18 protein-coding genes are annotated in these 17,960 nt (G+C 71.4%); 8 read left to right on the forward strand and 10 right to left on the reverse strand.

The annotated features are described in order from the left end of the window. Positions 1-25: 25 nt before the first annotated feature. On the forward strand, positions 26-448 hold the full coding sequence (locus FHS34_RS30735) for an acyl-CoA thioesterase (protein ID WP_184971472.1): 423 nt from the start codon (positions 26-28) through the stop codon (positions 446-448). A gap of 104 nt (positions 449-552) precedes the next feature. Here FHS34_RS30735 and FHS34_RS30740 read toward each other — a convergent pair whose 3' ends face one another. After that, positions 553-1,407: an NAD(P)H-binding protein gene (locus FHS34_RS30740; RefSeq protein WP_184971474.1), complete on the reverse strand. Its 855-nt coding sequence runs from the start codon at positions 1,405-1,407 to the stop codon at positions 553-555. A 95-nt stretch (positions 1,408-1,502) separates the two neighbouring features. Here FHS34_RS30740 and FHS34_RS30745 point away from each other — a divergent pair, with 95 nt between their 5' ends. Further along, a complete protein-coding gene (locus tag FHS34_RS30745; RefSeq protein WP_184971476.1) occupies positions 1,503-2,300 on the forward strand; it encodes an AraC family transcriptional regulator in 798 nt (265 codons plus the stop codon). A gap of 152 nt (positions 2,301-2,452) precedes the next feature. Here the strand turns inward: FHS34_RS30745 and FHS34_RS30750 are convergent, their stop codons facing one another. From FHS34_RS30750 to FHS34_RS30785, 8 genes are all read right to left on the reverse strand, one after another. Then, positions 2,453-3,820 (reverse strand): nucleobase:cation symporter-2 family protein, encoded by a 1,368-nt coding sequence (locus tag FHS34_RS30750; RefSeq protein WP_184971478.1) that lies wholly within the window; start codon positions 3,818-3,820, stop codon positions 2,453-2,455. Between the two features lie 244 nt (positions 3,821-4,064). Beyond that, positions 4,065-5,450, reverse strand: a complete 1,386-nt coding sequence (locus FHS34_RS30755; RefSeq protein ID WP_184971480.1) for an 8-oxoguanine deaminase — start codon at positions 5,448-5,450, stop codon at positions 4,065-4,067. A 68-nt stretch (positions 5,451-5,518) separates the two neighbouring features. Next, positions 5,519-6,931: a nucleobase:cation symporter-2 family protein gene (locus FHS34_RS30760; protein ID WP_184971482.1), complete on the reverse strand. Its 1,413-nt coding sequence runs from the start codon at positions 6,929-6,931 to the stop codon at positions 5,519-5,521. A gap of 64 nt (positions 6,932-6,995) precedes the next feature. Next, on the reverse strand, positions 6,996-7,919 hold the full coding sequence (gene pucL, locus FHS34_RS30765) for a factor-independent urate hydroxylase (RefSeq protein ID WP_184971484.1): 924 nt from the start codon (positions 7,917-7,919) through the stop codon (positions 6,996-6,998). A gap of 3 nt (positions 7,920-7,922) precedes the next feature. Beyond that, the gene (gene uraH, locus FHS34_RS30770) at positions 7,923-8,318 is read right to left on the reverse strand and encodes a hydroxyisourate hydrolase (RefSeq protein ID WP_184971486.1); all 396 of its coding nucleotides are present in this window, start codon (positions 8,316-8,318) and stop codon (positions 7,923-7,925) included. 4 nt (positions 8,319-8,322) lie between these two features. Continuing rightward, positions 8,323-8,835 (reverse strand): 2-oxo-4-hydroxy-4-carboxy-5-ureidoimidazoline decarboxylase, encoded by a 513-nt coding sequence (gene uraD, locus FHS34_RS30775; protein ID WP_184971488.1) that lies wholly within the window; start codon positions 8,833-8,835, stop codon positions 8,323-8,325. Positions 8,836-9,088: 253 nt separating this feature from the next. Continuing rightward, the gene (locus tag FHS34_RS30780) at positions 9,089-9,400 is read right to left on the reverse strand and encodes a helix-turn-helix domain-containing protein (protein WP_221509720.1); all 312 of its coding nucleotides are present in this window, start codon (positions 9,398-9,400) and stop codon (positions 9,089-9,091) included. A gap of 47 nt (positions 9,401-9,447) precedes the next feature. Further along, entirely contained in the window at positions 9,448-9,723 is a 276-nt protein-coding gene (locus tag FHS34_RS30785; protein WP_184971492.1) for a hypothetical protein, read from the reverse strand. A 149-nt stretch (positions 9,724-9,872) separates the two neighbouring features. On the opposite strand from FHS34_RS30785, the gene FHS34_RS30790 reads away from it, so the two are divergent. The 5 genes from FHS34_RS30790 to FHS34_RS30810 all read left to right on the forward strand — a co-directional run bounded on the left by FHS34_RS30790 (position 9,873) and on the right by FHS34_RS30810 (position 14,909). Further along, the gene (locus FHS34_RS30790; RefSeq protein WP_184971494.1) at positions 9,873-10,712 is read left to right on the forward strand and encodes a TIM barrel protein; all 840 of its coding nucleotides are present in this window, start codon (positions 9,873-9,875) and stop codon (positions 10,710-10,712) included. A 140-nt stretch (positions 10,713-10,852) separates the two neighbouring features. Beyond that, on the forward strand, positions 10,853-11,746 hold the full coding sequence (locus FHS34_RS30795) for a 2-hydroxy-3-oxopropionate reductase (protein ID WP_184971496.1): 894 nt from the start codon (positions 10,853-10,855) through the stop codon (positions 11,744-11,746). 172 nt (positions 11,747-11,918) lie between these two features. Further along, positions 11,919-13,382, forward strand: coding sequence for a catalase (locus tag FHS34_RS30800; RefSeq protein ID WP_184971499.1), 1,464 nt, complete (start codon positions 11,919-11,921; stop codon positions 13,380-13,382). A gap of 411 nt (positions 13,383-13,793) precedes the next feature. Beyond that, positions 13,794-14,027, forward strand: coding sequence for a hypothetical protein (locus tag FHS34_RS30805; RefSeq protein WP_184971500.1), 234 nt, complete (start codon positions 13,794-13,796; stop codon positions 14,025-14,027). 159 nt (positions 14,028-14,186) lie between these two features. Continuing rightward, positions 14,187-14,909: a TIGR04222 domain-containing membrane protein gene (locus FHS34_RS30810; protein WP_184971502.1), complete on the forward strand. Its 723-nt coding sequence runs from the start codon at positions 14,187-14,189 to the stop codon at positions 14,907-14,909. 81 nt (positions 14,910-14,990) lie between these two features. Here the strand turns inward: FHS34_RS30810 and gcl are convergent, their stop codons facing one another. Beyond that, positions 14,991-16,778 (reverse strand): glyoxylate carboligase, encoded by a 1,788-nt coding sequence (gcl, locus tag FHS34_RS30815; RefSeq protein WP_184971504.1) that lies wholly within the window; start codon positions 16,776-16,778, stop codon positions 14,991-14,993. Positions 16,779-17,027: 249 nt separating this feature from the next. Between gcl and FHS34_RS30820 the strand changes: the two genes are divergently transcribed. Beyond that, a complete protein-coding gene (locus tag FHS34_RS30820; protein ID WP_184971506.1) occupies positions 17,028-17,864 on the forward strand; it encodes a hypothetical protein in 837 nt (278 codons plus the stop codon). Positions 17,865-17,960 lie beyond the last annotated feature (96 nt).

Genomic DNA, 17,960 nt, shown 5'->3' on the forward strand with positions numbered 1-17,960 from the left:
GAACCGAACGTGAGAAGGACGAGCAGTGACCGAACCGTTTTCCGTCCGTGTGACCGTCCGCGGCTACGAGACCGACACCCAGGGACACCTCAACCAGGCGGTGTACCTCAACTACGCCGAGCACGCCCGCTGGTCGCTGCTCCAGGAGGCCGGGATCAGCCAGGCCCGGCTGGTCGGCCGGGGGGTCGGCCCGGTGGCGCTGGAGACGACCATCCGCTACCGGCGGGAACTGCTCGCCGGTGACGAGGTCGACGTCACGTGCGTCTTCGAGTGGGGCACCGGCAAGACCTTCCGGATCCGGCAGGAGATACGCAAGGCCGGCGGCTCCCTGGCGGCCGAGGTCACCGCGGTGGGCGGCATCATGAACCTGGCCGAGCGCAGGCTGGTCGCCGATCCGCGTGAGGTGTTCAAGGAACTGGCCACCGACCTCGGCCTGTTCGGCCTGTAGGCCGCGCGGGAGGGGGCCGCGACGGCCGGGGGCCGCGTGGGAGGGGACCGCGACGGCCGGGGGCCGCGTGGGCGGTGCGGGTGGGCTGCCGTGGGCCCGGTGGGTCAACCCGCTTCGAAGGCCCCCCGGTGGTCCGCCGCCCATGCCCGGTAGGTCCGTGCCGTTCTGCCCAGCACCTCGGGCACGTCCTCGGTGACCGTCGCGTTCCCGCCCCGGCGGACATGGGCCAGGCCCGCCAGGACGCCCTCCGCCCCCGCGGCGTCGAGGCCCCAGGCGGTCCGGAGGAAGTCGCGGGTCTCGTCGGTCGAGAGGTCCCGCGTGGGGACGGGGCGGCCCAGGACCGAGGCGAGCACGGCCGCCTGCTCCGGGACGCTGATCGCCTCGGGCCCGGTCAGGGTGTACGTGCGGCCCGCGTACCGGCTGTCCAGCAGGGCCCGCACGGCCACCGCGGCCACGTCACGCGGGTCGATCACCCCGGACGCCCCGTCCCCCGTCATGTTGGGCACCGGCTCGCCCGCCCGGAGAGCCTGGACCCAGGTCAGCGTGTTGGAGGCGAACGTCGAGGGCCTGAGGACCGTCCAGTCGGCCCCGCTCTCCCGCACGGCCCGCTCGCCCTCCACGTGCCACAGACCGAACGGGCCGGTCTCGGGGTCGCCGGTCCCGATGGCGGAGAGCTTCACCAGCCGGCGTACTCCCGCCGCGCGGGCCGCGGCGACCAGGACCCGGTCGCGGTTCGGGGCCGGGCCGGGGACCCCGACGAGGAACGCGGCCGTCACGCCGTCCATCGGCGCGTCGAGGGAGTCCGGCTCCGCGTAGTCCCCGCGCACCACCTCCACTCCGGCCGGCACCGCGGCCTTCGCGGGGTCGCGGGTCAGCGCCCGCACCTTCTCGCCGCGTGCGGCGAGCTGTCGTACCACTTCGCTTCCGATGGTGCCCGTGGCACCCGTCACCAGGATCATGGCTCCACGATGGCCTCCCCGGGCCGCCGGGATCTTGTAGATTCCGGCACGGCCGTCCCGCCCGCGGGGCCCGTCGGTGCCGTTACCGTGAAGGGATGCCGAAGCCCATCGCCGAGCAGACCCTGCACACACCCGAGGGGCTGCGTCCCTGGATAGCGGGGGTACGGACCGCCGCCTACGCCGACCCGCCGGAGGAAGCGCTCGTGCGCCTGCCCGACGCGGTGACGCGGGTGGTGCTCCGCGTGACGGCGGACGGGCACCGCGACGTGCTGGCGGTCGGGCCGCGGGTGCGGGCCTCGTACCACCTGGGCAAGGCGGAGTCGACCTGTGTGGAGCTGGGCCTGCTGCCGGGCACGGTGCGTCCCCTGCTGGGGGTGCCGGCCGCGGAGCTGGTGGGCCGGGTGGTACCGCTGCACGAGCTGCCGGGCCCGACACCTCGCCGGCTCGCGGAGGAGCTGCGGTGGCTGGATCCCCGGGAGGCGGTGCCCCGTCTCGAACAGTCCCTCCCCGGGCTGCTGTCGACGGCCGTGGACCCGGGACGCGCGGCGCTGCTGCGCGCCGGGGTGGCCGCGCTCTCGGTCCGCACGGACCGGACGCCCGCGCAGGTCCGTGAGGTCGCCCGGGAACTCGCGGTGAGTGAGCGCCAGTTGCGCTATCTGTTCGCCGAGGGCGTCGGGGTCTCCCCCAAGCAGTACGCCCGCATCGACCGGGTCCGCGCGGTCGTCACCGGGGCCCCGGACACTCCGTGGTCGGAACTCGCCGCGTCCACCGGGTACTTCGACCAGGCCCACATGACGTCCGACTTCCGCTCCCTGATGGGCGTACCGCCGCGGTCGTACTTCTCCGGCCGGCTGCCCGCGGTCACCCCGTGCCGGGCCGGCGGCCGCGGCTGAGTCCGGGTGCGGGCATCTGCCCCCGGACGCGTGACGGAGGCCGGGCCGCCGCCGCGGGCGGCGGCGAGGGGCTGTCCGGTCATGAGACGCGCCGGCCGGGGGTCACGGGTTCGGCCCCGTGACCCCCGGCCTCGTGTGTCCGGGACGACGTCTCAGTAGACGGAGGCGATCTCCTGTCCCGCCTCCATCGGATGGGTGACGTCCTGGGCCTCGCCGCCCTTGCCGATGTGGTTGAAGAGGAGGTTGAGCACCACGGCCGTGACGCAGCCCGTGGAGATGCCCGAGTCCAGGACGATCTTCGCGGTCTCGGGGAACGCGTGGTAGAACCCCGGCGCGGTGATCGGGATGATGCCGACCGCGAGGGACACGGCCACGATCAGGACGTTGTTGTCCCGGTCCAGTCCGGCCCGGACCAGGGTCTGGATGCCGCTCGCGGCGACCGATCCGAACAGCACCACGCCGGCGCCGCCGAGGACCGGCCGGGGCACGACCGCGATGAGCGAGGCGGCCATCGGGCACAGGCCCATCAGGACCAGGAAGCCGCCGCCGGTCGCGACGACGTACCGGCTCCGGATGCGCGTCATCGCGACCAGGCCGATGTTCTGGGCGAAGGCGCTGCACATGAAGCCGTTGAACAGCGGGCTGAGCGCGGAGCCGAGGGTGTCGGCGCGCAGGCCGGCCGCGATGGTCTTCTCGTCCGCGGGGCGTTCGACGATCTCACCGAGCGCCAGCATGTCGGCGGTCGACTCGGTCATCGAGACCACCATCACCACACACAACGAGAGGATCGCGGCCACCTGGAACTGCGGGGCGCCGAAGTGGAACGGCGTGGGAAAACCGACCACGTCGGCGTGGGCGACCGGGCTGAAGTCCGTGGCGTCGAAAGGTATCGCCACGAGCGTGCCGAGGACCAGGCCGAGGAGGACGGCGATCTGCTTGACGAAGCCCCGGGTGAAGCGGCGCAGCAGCAGGACGATCAGCAGGGTGACGCCGGCCAGGGTGAGATACGTCGTCGAACCGTAGTCGTCGGCCGCGGGGTCGGGGCCCTGGGCCCAGCCGAAGGCGACCGGCAGCAGGGACACACCGATCAGGGTGATGACCGAACCGGTGACAACCGGCGGGAAGAAACGTATCGCCTTACTGAAGAAGGGGGCGGCGAGGAAGCCCAGGAGACCGGCCACGATGACCGCGCCGAAGATGATCGGCAAGGCGTCGGACTTGTCGTCGGTCGAGGCGACGACCGCGGTCATGGGGGCGACCCCGGCGAAGGTGACGCCGTTGACGAACGGCAGCCGGGCACCGATCTTCCAGAACCCCAGGGTCTGGAGGAAGGTGGCGAGGCCGGCGGTGAACAGACAGGCGCCGGTCAGAAAGGTCAGGTCGGTGGCGGACAGGCCGATGGCCGCGCCGACGATGAGTGGCGGGGCGACGACTCCTGCGTACATGGCGGCCACGTGCTGCAGACCGCTGGTCGCCATTTTCAGGGCGGGGAGTTTTTCGTCAACTGGATGGGCGGCCACGGCGGCTCCTCCGGGCGGGTGACACGTCGTCGTCGACGTGGGTTTCAGGGAGGTGGTGCGTGTGATCGTGCGGGACCGTGACGGGGGTGGGGACCTGAGCGGTGGGCGAGCGGTGTGGGGGTGACCTTCTCCGGAGCGCGCGGGTGCGCGCTCCGGAGACGGCTTCCGTGGATCCCGCTCGGATCCACGGTCCCGGCCGGGAGCCGTCCCTCCCGGCCGGAGTCTGTGGTGTTCCCGGGGCGGATCAGCGCTGCGCGGCGATCCGGGCGAGGCGCTGGGCCTCCTCACGGGTGGTGGTGGCCAAGGCGTCCTCGTCGACGGTGAGCAGGCGGCCGTTCTCGACGATCTGCCGGCCGTTGACGAAGGACGCGGTGACCGGGGCCGCCGCTCCGAAGACCAGCGCGGTCACCGGGTCGGCGATCGAGGCGTGGGCGAGGGTGTCCATCTTCCACAGCACCACGTCGGCCAGCTTTCCGGGCTCCAGCGAGCCGATCTGCGCGGCCCGGCCGAGGACCTGGGCGCCGCCGTGGGTGCCGAGCCGCAGCGCCTGGCGGGCGTTGAGCGCGGCCTCGCGGTGCGCGCCGAGGCGGTTGATCAGCAGGGCGTTGCGCAGTTCGGTGTGGAGTTCGCCGGACTCGTTGGAGGCGGTGCCGTCGACGCCGAGGCCGACCGGGACACCGGCCCGCAGCATGTCGGGGACGCGGGCGATACCGGCGGCGAGGCGGGCGTTGGACGACGGACAGTGGGCGACACCGGTCTTCGTGCGGGCGAAGGCGGTGATGTCGGAGTCGTTCATGTGGACGCAGTGCGCCATCCACACGTCCTCACCGAGCCAGCCCGTCGACTCGAAGTAGTCGGTCGGGCCCATGCCGAACAGCTCGTGGCAGAACTTCTCCTCCTCCACGGTCTCCGAACCGTGGGTGTGCAGCCGCACGCCCAGCCTGCGGGCCAGCTCGGCACCCTGGCGGAGCAGTTCGGTGGAGACGGAGAACGGGGAGCAGGGGGCCACCGCCACCTGGGTCATGGCGTCGAAGGAGGCGTCGTGGTGCTTCTTGACGGTCTCCTCGGTCGCGGCGAGCGCGCCCTCCAGCGTCTCGACGGCGAAGTCCGGCGGCAGTCCGCCGTCCTTCTCGCTGCGGTCCATGGAACCACGGGCCAGCGTGAAGCGGACACCCGTCTCGGCGGCGGCCCGGATGATCGAGCCGGACAGGTCACCGGAGCCCCGCGGGAAGACGTAGTGGTGGTCCATGGCGGTGGTGACTCCGCCGCGGGCCATCATGGCGAGGGATCCCTGTGCGGCCGTGTACGTCATCCGCTCGTCGACGCGGGCCCAGATGGGGTAGAGCGCGACGAGCCAGTTGAACAGGTTGTGGTCGGTGGCCAGGCCCCGGGTGATCCACTGGTAGAAGTGGTGGTGGGTGTTGACCAGACCGGGCGTGGCCAGATGGCCGCGTCCGTCGATCCGGCGCACCACGTTCTCCAGCCCCTCGGGGGCGTCGCCCGCGCCGAGCGACTCGATCCGGTTGCCTGCCAGCACGAGGTACCCGGAGGCGTACTCGGTGTCGCCCGCGTCCACGGTCGCGATCGCACAGTTCTCGATGACGATGCGCTGGTCTGCCGATGGTGCCATGGTGCTTCCTTGTCTTCGGTGGCGGCCCGTGGGCCGGAGGGTGCCCACGGGGAGGGCACGGCAGGACCCTAGGAGGATTCGAGTGCCGGAACCGGCCTGCCGCTCCGGGTGCCGAGATGATGGAAGAAGAGGTTGAGCACCACGGCGACCAGCGCGCCCGCGCTGATTCCCGAGCCGAGCACGGTCTGCGCCCAGGCCGGGAAGCCGGCGTAGAAGGTGGGCGCGGCCAGCGGGATGATGCCGGCGCCGAGGGCGACCGCCACCAGGATGATGTTGGAGCTGTCGTCCAGGCCCGCCTCCGACAGCGTACGGATGCCGCTGACGGCGATCGAGCCGAAGAGCACGATGCCCGCGCCGCCGAGGACCGGCATGGGGACCAGGGAGACGACCGCGCCGAGGACCGGGAAGGCGCCGAGGACCAGCAGGCTGCCGCCGGCGACGGCGACGACGTACCGGCTGCGCACCCGGGTGAGGGAGACGACGCCGACGTTCTGGGCGAAGGCCGAGGTGGGGAAACCGCCGAAGACGGGTCCGAGCAGGGTGGCGATTCCGTCGGTGCGCAGGCCGCGGGTGATGGTCCGCGCGTCGGCGCGGCGGTCGCAGATCTCGCCGAGGGCGAGCATGCCGGCGCTCGACTCGGTCATCAGCACCAGCATCACGATGCACAGCGAGAGGATGGCCGCGGGCTGGAACTCGGGGGCGCCGAAAGCGAAGGGGGTGGGCAGCGCGGCGACGGGCGCCGACCGCAGGCCGCTGAAGTCGGCCATGCCGAAGGGGATGGCGGCCAGGGTGCCGATGAGCAGCCCGAACAGCAGGGCGACCTGCTTGACGAAGCCCTTGCCGAAGCGCTGGAACAGCAGGATGACGGCGAGGGTGAACCCGGCGAGCGCGAGGTACCGCATCGCGCCGAAGTCGGCGGCCGTCTTGTCGCCGCCCTGGGCCCAGCTCACCGGGACCGGCATCAGCGTGACGCCGATCAGGGTGATGACGACGCCGGTGACCAGAGGCGGGAAGAAGCGGAGCAGCCGGCCGAAGAACGGGCCGAGCGCCAGGCAGAAGGCGCCGGCGACCATCACCGCGCCGTAGATGGCGGGGAGTTGGTGGCCTTTGCCGTTGGTCTCGGCGATGGCGAGGATCGGGGCGATGCCGGCGGAGGAGGCCGCGTTGACGAAGGGCAGCCGGTTGCCGACGAGGCCCTTGACGCCGATGGTCTGCAGGATGGTCGCGACGCCGGCGATGAGCAGGCTCGCGGCGATCAGCCGGGTGCGGGCCGCGATGTCGAGTCCGCAGGCCTGGCCGATGATGAGCGGAGGAGTGACAACGCCCGCGTACATCGCGGCGATGTGCTGGAGCGCGGCGGGGACGAGCCGCGAGAAGTGGAGCTTCTCGTCCACCGGGTGCACGGACGTGACGGCGTCCTCGGTGTGCACCGGCGGGGTGGAACAGGGGGCTGTGGCGGACCCCTTCGCAGGCTGTGCCATGTGGTTCCCTCCGGTGTGGCGCGCCCCCGGCCCTGGTGGCCGGGCCGGGGGCGCGCGTCCCGCGTCAGAGGTTGGTCATGTCGACCGGGATACGGGCCTCACAGCCGTCCCGCAGGATGGTGGCCTCGATGAGGCCGTAGGGGCGGTCGGCCGCGTAGTAGACCTCGTTGTCGTTCTTGAGTCCGAACGGCTCCAGGTCCACCAGGAAGTGGTGCTTGTTCGGCAGCGAGAAGCGGACCTCGTCGATCTCGCTGCGGTTGTTGATGATGCGCGAGCCCATCTGGTACAGCGTCTGCTGCAGCGAGAGGGAGTAAGTCTCGGCGAAGGCCTGGAGCATGTGCTTCTTGACCTGCTCGTAGGACTTCTCCCAGTTGGGCATCTTCTGCTCGTCGTCGGTCCAGTTGAACCGCCAGCGGCCGGACACCTGGGTCGCCAGGATGCGGTCGTACGCCTCCTGGAGGGTGGTGTACTTGTCCTTGATGTAGCCCCAGAACTCGGAGTTGGTCGAGTTCATCACGACCAGGTCCTTCAGGCCGGAGAGCACCTCCCACTTCTCACCGTCGTAGGTGATCTGGGTGACGCGGATCTCCTGGCCCTTGCGGACGAAGGAGTGCTTGACCTCGTCGGCGCCGATGAACTTGGAGTTGGCGTCGGAGGTCTCGATCCGCTCCCAGGCGTACTCCTCGATCCGGATCCGGGCGCGGTGGATCGGCTCCTGCGAGGTGACGAAGTGGCGGGCGAGGTGGATGCCGAACTGCTCGGCGGACTCGATGCCGTACTCCTTGGCGAACGCGTACACCGTGTTCTTGGTGGTGTCGGTCGGCAGGCAGTTGGCGTTCGAGCCGGAGTAGTGGACCTCTTCCAGGTCGCCGCTCAGCGCCACGGACACGTTGAGGTCCTTGATGTGGTGCGTCGCGCCGTCCCGCGTGATCTTTACGACTCGGTTCTCGGCCTTGCCGTACTGGTTCTGTCCCAGGATGGTCGGCATTAGCTAGCTCCCTCGGTAAACGGAGTAGCCGAACGGGTTGAGCAGCAGCGGTACGTGGTAGTGCTCGCCCGGTACGACGGCGAACGTGATCGCCACCTCCGGGAAGAACACACCAGGTCCGCTGTCCCGATTCGCGGGGGCGTCCTGCTGCGCATCGGCTTGCTTCTTCTCGAAGTACGGCTCCACGGTGAAGTCGAGCCGAACGTGGGTCGTCCCCTCCGGCAGTGCCGGCAGGTCCTTGCACCGGCCGTCGGCGTCGGTCGCGGAGCCGCCGAGCGCCCGCCAGTCCGCATCCCGTCCCGAGCGGGCGGAGAGATGGACGGCGACGCCCTCGGCGGGGCGGCCGATCGAGGTGTCCAGGATGTGCGTGGACACGGAGGCGGTGGTGCTGGTGCTCATGGTGTCAGGCGTCCTCTTCGACGAGTCGGGCCAGTCGGATGCGATTGATCTTGCCCAGCTCGGTGCGGACGATCTCCCGCTCCTGCTCCGGCGAGTTCCCGATCCGCTCCCTGACCGCGTCGCGCATCTGCTCGCCGGTCCGGCCGGTCGCGCAGATGAGGAAGACATGGCCGAACTTCTCCTGGTAGGCCAGGTTCAGTTCGAGCATTTCCGCCTTGAGGTCCTCGGCGGCGCCGGCCATGCCGGCCTGCTCCCGCGCGGAGGTCGGGTCACCGGGCTTGGGGCGCCCGATCGGCGGGTGCCCGGCCATCGCCTCCTGAAGGTCCCCGGTGGTCAGCTCGGCCATGGCGGCGTCGCTGGCGGCGTAGAGGTCCTCCGGGGAGGTGTAGGGGCGGGCGGCGAGCAGCCGCCGGGTCCACTCGCTGGAGGCGCACGCCTCGTGGAGGGCGGCGGAGGCCGCGCGCTCCTCCAGGTCGTTGAACCGGGACAGGCCCGGGGGCGTGGAAGTCGAAGTCACGGGAGCCTCCGTGGCCATGGTGGGCCGTCGTGCTGAACGGGCTGCCGATAGCTAACGCCCTCGGAAACATCCCGTCAACACTTTGTTGAAAATTCCGCGCGACCGGCCCGCGCATCCGGGAGTGACAGCACCCCCGGCGACGCGGGACCGGCCCACGGCCCCGCCGCGCCGACCCGGCCGGCCGCGACGGCGCGGCGGGGCGGGAGGAGAGCCCATGGCGCCCGCTGCGGCGCGCGTCGCCACTCGCGGAGCGCTATGCGCCCTTCTCCCGGTTGAGGTAGTTGTAGACCGTGAAACGGCTGACGCCGAGCGCGCCGGCGACGGTCTCCACGCCGTGCCGCACGGCGAAGGCGCCGCGCGCCTCCAGGATCCGTACGACCTCCTGCTTGGCCCTGCGGTCCAGGTCGGCCAGCGGCCGGCCCTCCTTGCGCTCCATGGCGGCCAGGATGTGGTCGAGGGAGTCGGCGAGCTGGGGCAGGCGGACGGCGACGACGTCGACGCCCTCCCAGGCGAGGACGACGTCCTCGGGGCCGGCCTCGTCGGGCGGGATCATCGCCGCGCCCATGGCGTCGACCAGCGGCTTCACCGCCGTGATGAAGGGCTCGTCCCCGGTCACCTATCGCCCTCCCCGGTCACGTCGTCGCTCACGTCGTCGATCACGTTGACCTGGAGCGAGACCCGGGTGGCGCCGGCCTCCAGGCTCTTGCGCAGCAGCGCGTCCACCGCGGTGAGCACGCGGCCGGCGCCCCCTTCGGCCGTGTTGCCGAAGGGGCCGACGTCGACGGCGTCCAGCTCGGCCGTCTCGATGACCTCCCGCGCCACCAGGGCGTGCGCGGGCGCCTCGTCCAGGTCGAAGGGTTCGGTCGTGAACTCCACTCTCAATCGCACGCGCTCAACCTAACGCCCGGCACGGCTTTTCGGGCGGCCGGTGACGGACCCCCCCTTGACAAGCGCCGACACCCGACGGCAATCTTCCATTACGCAGAAACGAACTTCCGCATTACGGAAACACAACCACGGAAGGGAGCGCGGCCCGAATGGGATTCGCAGACCAGCGCTTCAACGTCAACCTGTCGATCCTCTTCACGGAACTCCCGCTCCTGGAGCGCCCCGCGGCCGCCGCCGCGGCGGGCTTCTCCGCGGTCGAGCTGTGGTGGCCCTGGATCGACTCCCCCACCCCCGAGCAGTCCGAGCTCGACGCCCTGAAGAAGGCGATCGAGGACGCGGGCGTCCGGCTCACGGGTCTGAACTTCTACGCCGGACAGCTGCCGGGCCCGGACCGCGGCGCCCTGTCGGTCCCCGGTGAGGAGTCGGAGAAGTTCCGCGCCAACATCGATGTGGCCATCGCCTTCGCCGGGTCCCTCGGCTGCACGACGTTCAACGCCCTGTACGGCAACCGCGTCGAGGGCGTGGACCCGGCCGAGCAGGACGCGCTCGCCCTGGAGAACCTGGTACTCGCGGCACGGGCCGTCGGCCGGGTCGGCGGGACCGTCCTGATCGAGGCCCTCAACCGGCCCGAGTCGCCGAAGTGCCCGATCGTGAGCGCGCCCAAGGCGATCGAGATCGTGGACAAGGTCAACGCGGCGACGGGCCTCGGGAACGCCAAGTTCCTGATGGACCTCTACCACCTGTCCATGAACGGCGAGGACCTGCCCTCGGTGATCGAGAGCTACGCGGCGAAGACCGGGCACGTGCAGATCGCCGACAACCCCGGCCGCGGCGCCCCCGGGACGGGTTCGCTCCCGCTGGAGGAGCTGCTCGACCAGCTGAGCAAGGCCGGTTACGACGGCTGGGTCGGCCTCGAGTACAAGCCCGGCGACCGCCCGAGCGCCGAGGCGTTCGACTGGCTGCCGGCCGAGGCCCGCACCGCTCGCTGAGGCGGCTCCCCGGCAGGCTCCGCCCCCGGACCCCCGGACCCCCGTGACGGCCGCCGGCCTCGTCCCCGGACACCGGACGGGCCGGTTCCGCCGCGCGCCCATTCGCAGACGTATCGCCGCAGTTCAGAGAGGCACCCCTGATGAGCAACACCCTCCCCAAGATCGCCTGGATCGGCCTCGGCATCATGGGCTCCCCCATGTCCGAGAACCTGATCAAGGCGGGCTACCAGGTCACCGGGTTCACCCTGGAGCAGGAGAAGCTGGACCGGCTGGCCGCCGCCGGCGGCTCGGCCGCCGCCTCGATCGCCGAGGCCGTGCGCGACGCCGACGTGGTGATCACCATGGTGCCCGCGTCCCCGCAGGTCGAGGCCATCGCCTACGGCCCCGACGGCATCCTGGACAACGCCAAGCAGGGCGCCCTGCTGATCGACATGTCCTCGATCACCCCGCAGACCTCCGTCGACCTGGCGAAGAACGCCCGGGGGAAGGGCATCCGGGTGCTCGACGCCCCGGTGTCCGGCGGTGAGGCCGGCGCCGTCGAGGCGGTGCTGTCGATCATGGTCGGCGGTGACCAGGCCGACTTCGACCAGGCCAAGCCGGTCTTCGACGCCCTCGGCAAGACCATCGTGCTGTGCGGCCCGCACGGCTCGGGCCAGACCGTGAAGGCCGCCAACCAGCTGATCGTCGCCGTGAACATCCAGGCGTGCGCCGAGGCCGTGGTCTTCCTGGAGAAGTCGGGCGTAAACCTGCAGGCCGCGCTGGACGTCCTCAACGGCGGCCTGGCCGGCTCCACCGTGCTGACGCGCAAGAAGGACAACTTCCTGAACCGCGACTTCAAGCCGGGCTTCCGCATCGACCTGCACCACAAGGACATGGGCATCGTCACCGACGCCGCCCGCAACGTGGGCGCGGCCCTGCCGGTCGGCGCCGTGGTCGCCCAGCTGGTGGCCTCGCTGCGCGCCCAGGGCGACGGCGGCCTGGACCACTCGGCCCTGCTGCGGGCCGTGGAGCGCCTGTCCGGCGCCCAGGTCTGACGGCCCCTCCCAGACTTCCGGGCCGCGGCGCCGCTGACACCTGTCCTGTCGCGCCCAGGCGTCGCCGCGGCCCGGAATCTACTTCAACAAACTGTTGACGCCCAGATTCCCCACTTCTAGGCTCCACAAAGCGGAAACAGGTTTCCGCTGACACCCGCACGGAAGGTCCACGATGTCGAAGCGCGTGCTCACGACAGAGTCCGGCGCCCCGGTCGCCGACAACCAGAACTCCGCCTCCGCCGGCGTCGGAGGCCCGCTGCTGATCCAGGACCAGCACCTCCTGGAGAAGCTCGCGCGCTTCAACCGGGAGCGCATCCCGGAGCGCGTGGTGCACGCCCGTGGTTCCGGCGCTTACGGTCACTTCGAGGTGACGGACGACGTCACCGGCTTCACCCACGCCGACTTCCTGAGCGAGATCGGCAAGCGCACCGAGGTGTTCCTGCGCTTCTCCACGGTCGCCGACTCCCTCGGCGGCGCCGACGCCGTCCGTGACCCGCGCGGCTTCGCGGTGAAGTTCTACACCGAAGAGGGCAACTACGACCTCGTCGGCAACAACACCCCGGTGTTCTTCATCAAGGACCCGATCAAGTTCCCCGACTTCATCCACTCGCAGAAGCGGGACCCGTTCACCGGCAAGCAGGAGCCGGACAACGTCTGGGACTTCTGGGCGCACGCCCCCGAGGCCACGCACCAGGTGACCTGGCTCATGGGTGACCGCGGCATCCCGGCGTCGTACCGCCACATGAACGGCTACGGCTCGCACACCTACCAGTGGACGAACGCCCAGGGCGAGGCCTTCTTCGTCAAGTACCACTTCAAGACGAACCAGGGCATCCGCTGCCTGTCCGCGGACCAGGCCGCCGAGCTCGTGGGCAAGGACGCCAACTCCCACCAGACGGACCTGCTGCAGGCGATCGAGCGGGGCGTGCACCCGTCCTGGACCCTGTACGTCCAGATCATGCCGGCGGCCGAGGCGGCGGACTACCGCTTCAACCCGTTCGACCTGACCAAGGTGTGGCCGCACAAGGACTACCCGCTGCAGCGGGTCGGCCGCCTGGTGCTGGACCGCAACCCGGACAACGTCTTCGCCGAGGTCGAGCAGGCCGCGTTCTCCCCGAACAACTTCGTTCCGGGCATCGGCCCCTCCCCCGACAAGATGCTCCAGGGCCGCCTGTTCGCCTACGCGGACGCCCACCGCTACCGCCTCGGTGTCAACCACACCCTGCTCGCCGTGAACGCCCCGAAGGCGGTTCCGGGCGGTGCCCAGAACTACGGCCGTGACGGCCTCATGGCGGTCAACGGCCAGGGCCGCGGCGCCAAGAACTACGAGCCGAACTCCTACGACGGCCCGGTGGAGACCGGCCGCCCGCTGTCGGCCCCGCTCGCGGTCGCCGGCCACACGGGCAACCACGAGGCCCCGCTCCACACCAAGGACGACCACTTCTTCCAGGCGGGCGAGCTGTACCGCCTGATGTCGCAGGAGGAGAAGTCCCGTCTGATCGCGAACATCGCCGGCGGCCTCTCGCAGGTCTCCCGCGACGACGTGATCGAAAAGAACCTGGCCCACTTCCACGCCGCCGACCCCGAGTACGGCAAGCGCGTGGAGGAGGCGGTCCGCGCCCTGCGCGAGGACTGAGCTCCAGGAGACCGCAAGCAGCGTTGGGAATCTGACGGGAGGTCATGATCTCCGCAACGCGGCCCGCGCAAGCCGCCGGACGGCCCGGATGAGGGGTGGTCGTACGGCGGTGGGCGCGGGCAGGGCGAGGACCGTGGCGGCGTGCGAGCCAGTGCGGTGGTGAAGGACCGAGTCCCCTTCTCGACCAGAGGGAAGGGGGACCCGGCTCCATCGCACCCGCCACGGTCCCAGCCAGCCCCCTCCGGGGGGGGCCACCCGCCCCGTCCGGCGGCGCGAACGACCTGTCGCGCCCAGCCTCGCGCCGTCGGACGGCTACCACGTGACACCGAAGCGCCCCCCTGGTCAGGGGGGCGCTTCGCGTCGTTCCGGCTCCGGCGTGCGCGGCGGCCGCATCGGCAGGACGCTGATCCCATGGTGAATCCGACCCATTACCCGCACATCGTGGTCCATCCCCCGGCCCTGGACGGCTCCCGGCGCGTCACCGAGGGGGACGTGATGCTGGGGATCGCCTCGCATCTGGACGACGTCGTGGAGATCCTGCGGCTCGCCGACCTGGACCGGATCGAGGTGGAGGAGAGCGACCTGATCGAGTGGCACGGCGGCGGCCCGGACGACTGGCCCGGGCTGTCGGAGCACGAGCTGTGACGACGGCGCGTACGGCAGCGGTCGTAGTTCGGCCGCGCAACCCTCAAATGAACCTCTGAACACCGCCGCGGAGGCTTCGGCGGCCCCCGGGCCAGGGCACAGTATCGGCACACGGGGCCCGCAGGCACGGGGGCGGCGGGCCCCGCTCGGGGGTGTCTCATGGGCCGTACGACGTCGATTCCGCAGCCGCAGGACCCGTGCGCGATCGCGCTCCTGCGCGCGGGTGACCGCGCCGCCGTGACCGTCGCCGTGCTGGGACTGCACCTGCGCGGCCTGGTCGAGGCGGGCCGGCCGGGCACGCTGCGCAGGACCGCCGGGGGCGGCGCCGGGACCTTCCGGCATCCGCTGGAGAAGGCGGTCCGCACCGGCCTCTACCGGCCCGCCGGACCGCGGGAGCTGCCCGGCCGCGCGGTGGTGCGGCGGGCCCTGGCCCGGATGCGGGCCGAGCTGGCGGCGGAGGGGCTGCTGCGCGCACTGCCGCCCGGCCGCACCCGGGCCGCCCGCCGCCTCCTGGCGGCGCTGCGCGAGCACCGTCCGCTCCCCGAGGGGTCCGACGGCCTGCCCGAGGAGGAGCTGCTGCTCGCCGTCGCGCTGTACGGCGAGCGGGCCCTGACCGTGTCGGTGCCGCGCTTCGCGCGTGAGGCGGGGCTCACCGGACCGGGGTCGCTCGCGGACGAGGGCCTGTTCCCGTTCGGCCGGGGCGCCGACTTCCGCCGCCTCTACGACGACGAGGCCGCGCACGGCTGGGACGGCGACGACCGCGGGACCGGGGGCGGCGGGCACGACCACGGGACCGGGAGCGGCGGGCACGACCACGGCGGACACGGCTACGGCGGCGGCCACGGCCACGGCGGCGGTTGCGGAGGCGGCGGATACGGCTGAGGGCCCCCCGGGGACGGGGTGCGGGCATGACGAAGGGGCGGCCCCTCCCCCGGGTGGGCCGCCCCTGTCCTGTCAGGTGCCTCAGACCTTCAGCGTCTTGATCGACGTCGGCGCGTGGCCGGGCTCGGTGGCCAGGTCCTCGAACTCGGAGATGTCGCTGATGTCCATGGTGCGGCTCATCGAGATGTTGGTGATCCGCTCCAGGATCGCCTCGACGACGACCGGCACCTGGTACTCGGCGGCCAGCTTCTTCGCCTGCTCGAAGGCCGCGCCCAGCTGGTCCGGCTCGGTGACCCGGATGGCCTTGCAGCCCAGGCCCTCGGCGACCTTGACGTGGTCCACGCCGTAGACGCCCAGCTCAGGAGTGTTGATGTTCTCAAACTCCAGGTTGACCTGGAAGTTGATGTCCAGGCCGATCTGCGCCTGGCGGATCAGGCCCAGGTAGGCGTTGTTCACCAGCACGTGGACGTAGGGGATCTTGTGCTGGGCGGCGACCGCCAGTTCCTCGATCATGAACTGGAAGTCGTAGTCGCCGGAGAGCGCGACGACCGGGGCCTCCGGGTCGGCCTTGGCGACGCCGATCGCGGCCGGGATGGTCCAGCCGAGCGGGCCGGCCTGGCCGCAGTTGATCCAGTGGCGCGGCTTGTAGACGTGCAGCATCTGCGCGCCGGCGATCTGGGAGAGGCCGATCGTGGTGACGTACCGGGTGTCCGGGCCGAAGGCCTTGTTCATCTCCTCGTACACGCGCTGCGGCTTCATCGGCACGTTGTCGAAGTGGGTACGGCGCAGCAGGGTGGCCTTGCGCTCCTGGGTGGAGGCGACCCAGTCGGTGCGGTCGGGCAGCTTGCCCGCGGCCTTCAGCTCCTTGGCCACCTCGACGAACAGCTCCAGCGCGGCCTTGGCGTCGGAGACGACCCCGTAGTCCGGCGGGAAGATCTTGCCGATCTGGGTGGGCTCGATGTCGACGTGGACGAACTTGCGCTCGCCCCGGTAGACGTCGAGCTTGTAGCCGGTGTGGCGGTTGGCCCAGCGGTTGCCGATGCCGAGGACGAAGTCCGACTCCAGGAAGTTGGCGTTGCCGTACCGGTGCGAGGTCTGGACGCCGACCATGCCGGCGTTCAGCTCGTGGTCGTCGGCCAGCGCGCCCCAGCCCATCAGGGTGGGGACGACCGGGGTCTGGGTCAGCTCGGCGAACTCGACCAGCAGGTCGGAGGCGTCGGCGCCGATGACGCCGCCGCCCGCGACGATGACCGGGCGCTCGGAGGCGAGCAGGAAGGAGATGGCCTTCTCGATCTGGGCGCGGGTCGCGGCCGGCTTGTAGACCGGGAGCGGCTCGTACGTCTCCGGGTCGAACTCGATCTCGGTGAGCTGGACGTCGATCGGCAGGTCGATGAGGACCGGGCCGGGACGGCCGGAGCGCATCAGGTGGAACGCCTGCTGGAAGACGCCGGGGACCTGCGCGGCCTCCAGGACGGTGACCGCCATCTTCGTGACCGGCTTGGCGATCGAGGCGATGTCGACGGCCTGGAAGTCCTCCTTGTGTATCACGCTGGTGGGCGCCTGGCCCGTGATGCACAGGATCGGGATGGAGTCGCCGATGGCCGAGTACAGACCGGTGATCATGTCGGTGCCGGCCGGGCCGGAGGTGCCGATGCAGACGCCGATGTTGCCCGGGGTGGTGCGGGTGTAGCCCTCGGCCATGTGCGAGGCGCCCTCGACGTGGCGGGCGAGGGTGTGGCCGATGCCGCCACCCTCTTTGAGGGCCTTGTAGAACGGGTTGATCGCCGCGCCCGGCACACCGAAGGCGTCCGTGACGCCCTCGCGCTTGAGGATCTCAACTGCCGCGCGGGCAGCGGTCATACGAGCCATCGAGTACTCCTGCTTCGGCTTCTCGGATGCGTACTCCCGTCGCGCCCCGCGGTGAGCACAGTCTCCCGATTGTCAAAATCCGCTACGTTTCCGTAATGCGGAACTTACTTTCTACTATCTGGAAGCAATGTAGGGGGGCGGACGTAGGTCGTCAAGAGCGGTCCGGACAGCGGGAAGCGCCGGACAGGAGCGGCCTCGGAGGAGCACCATGGGGAGCGCCGTCCCGACGCGATGCCTTGGAGTGGGGCCATGCCCGAGAGCGTGCAGGTGCGCTGTCCGGTCTGCCGGCGCGCACACGTCTACACCGCGCCGGCGTATCCGTGCGTGTGCGGGGCGCCGATCGCCCCGCGACTGGATCCGGCGGCCGAACCGGCGGTGGCGGAGCACCGCGCCTGGGACGACGAGTGGCTCACCGTGGCGTGCGCCGCCTGCGGGCGTCCGGGTCACTGGCCGCGCCCGGAACTGGGCTGCCCGTGCGGCACGGTGCTGCGGGTCCCGGTGGCGCCGCGACGGTCCGACGGCTCCGCGGGAACGGGACCCGGCCAGGGGCAGGGGCGGGGGCAGGGGATGGCCGCCCCGGCGGATCCGGTCACCGCACGGACCGTCGGCCGGTCACCGGCCGACGGCACACGGCGGCCCGGCAAGGCCTCCGGGCCGGGCGACCGCTCACGGGGACCCGGCGACGCGTCCGGTCCGGGCGGGCGCCGGCCGCCGTTCCAGCCGCGCGTGATCCGCACCGCCCGCGACGCCGTCACCACCACCGCGCTCTATCTGCGCTGGCTCGGCTACCGCGACATCCGCCGCGCCGACCAGCGGCCGCCGAACGGCATCGGACTCGCCGCCCGGGGGCTGCTCGCCCAGGTGGACCCGAGCGTACGGCCGGCCGCGCCGCGGGACGTGGAGTGCCTGTGGCTGACGGCGATGGCGGAGTCCGCCGGGTGCGTGTACTTCTCGCTGGCCGGTTACGCGGAGGAGGCCCGCGTCCGTGCCGACTCGCTGGAGGTTCCGCTCTTCGTGCTCGGCCCGACGGGAGTACCGCGTCCCGTCAACGCGTCGGCCGTGGCGCTGGACGCCACGGCCGACTGAGAAGGTGAGGCGACGACTACCTCGCCGCGTACCCGAAGGTGGTGCCCGCCGCCGGGAGGCCGCCCTGGCCCGGCCACCGGTGTCCCCCCGGCGAAC

The sequence above is a fragment of the Streptomyces echinatus genome, from assembly GCF_014203595.1.
GTDB lineage: Bacteria > Actinomycetota > Actinomycetes > Streptomycetales > Streptomycetaceae > Streptomyces > Streptomyces echinatus.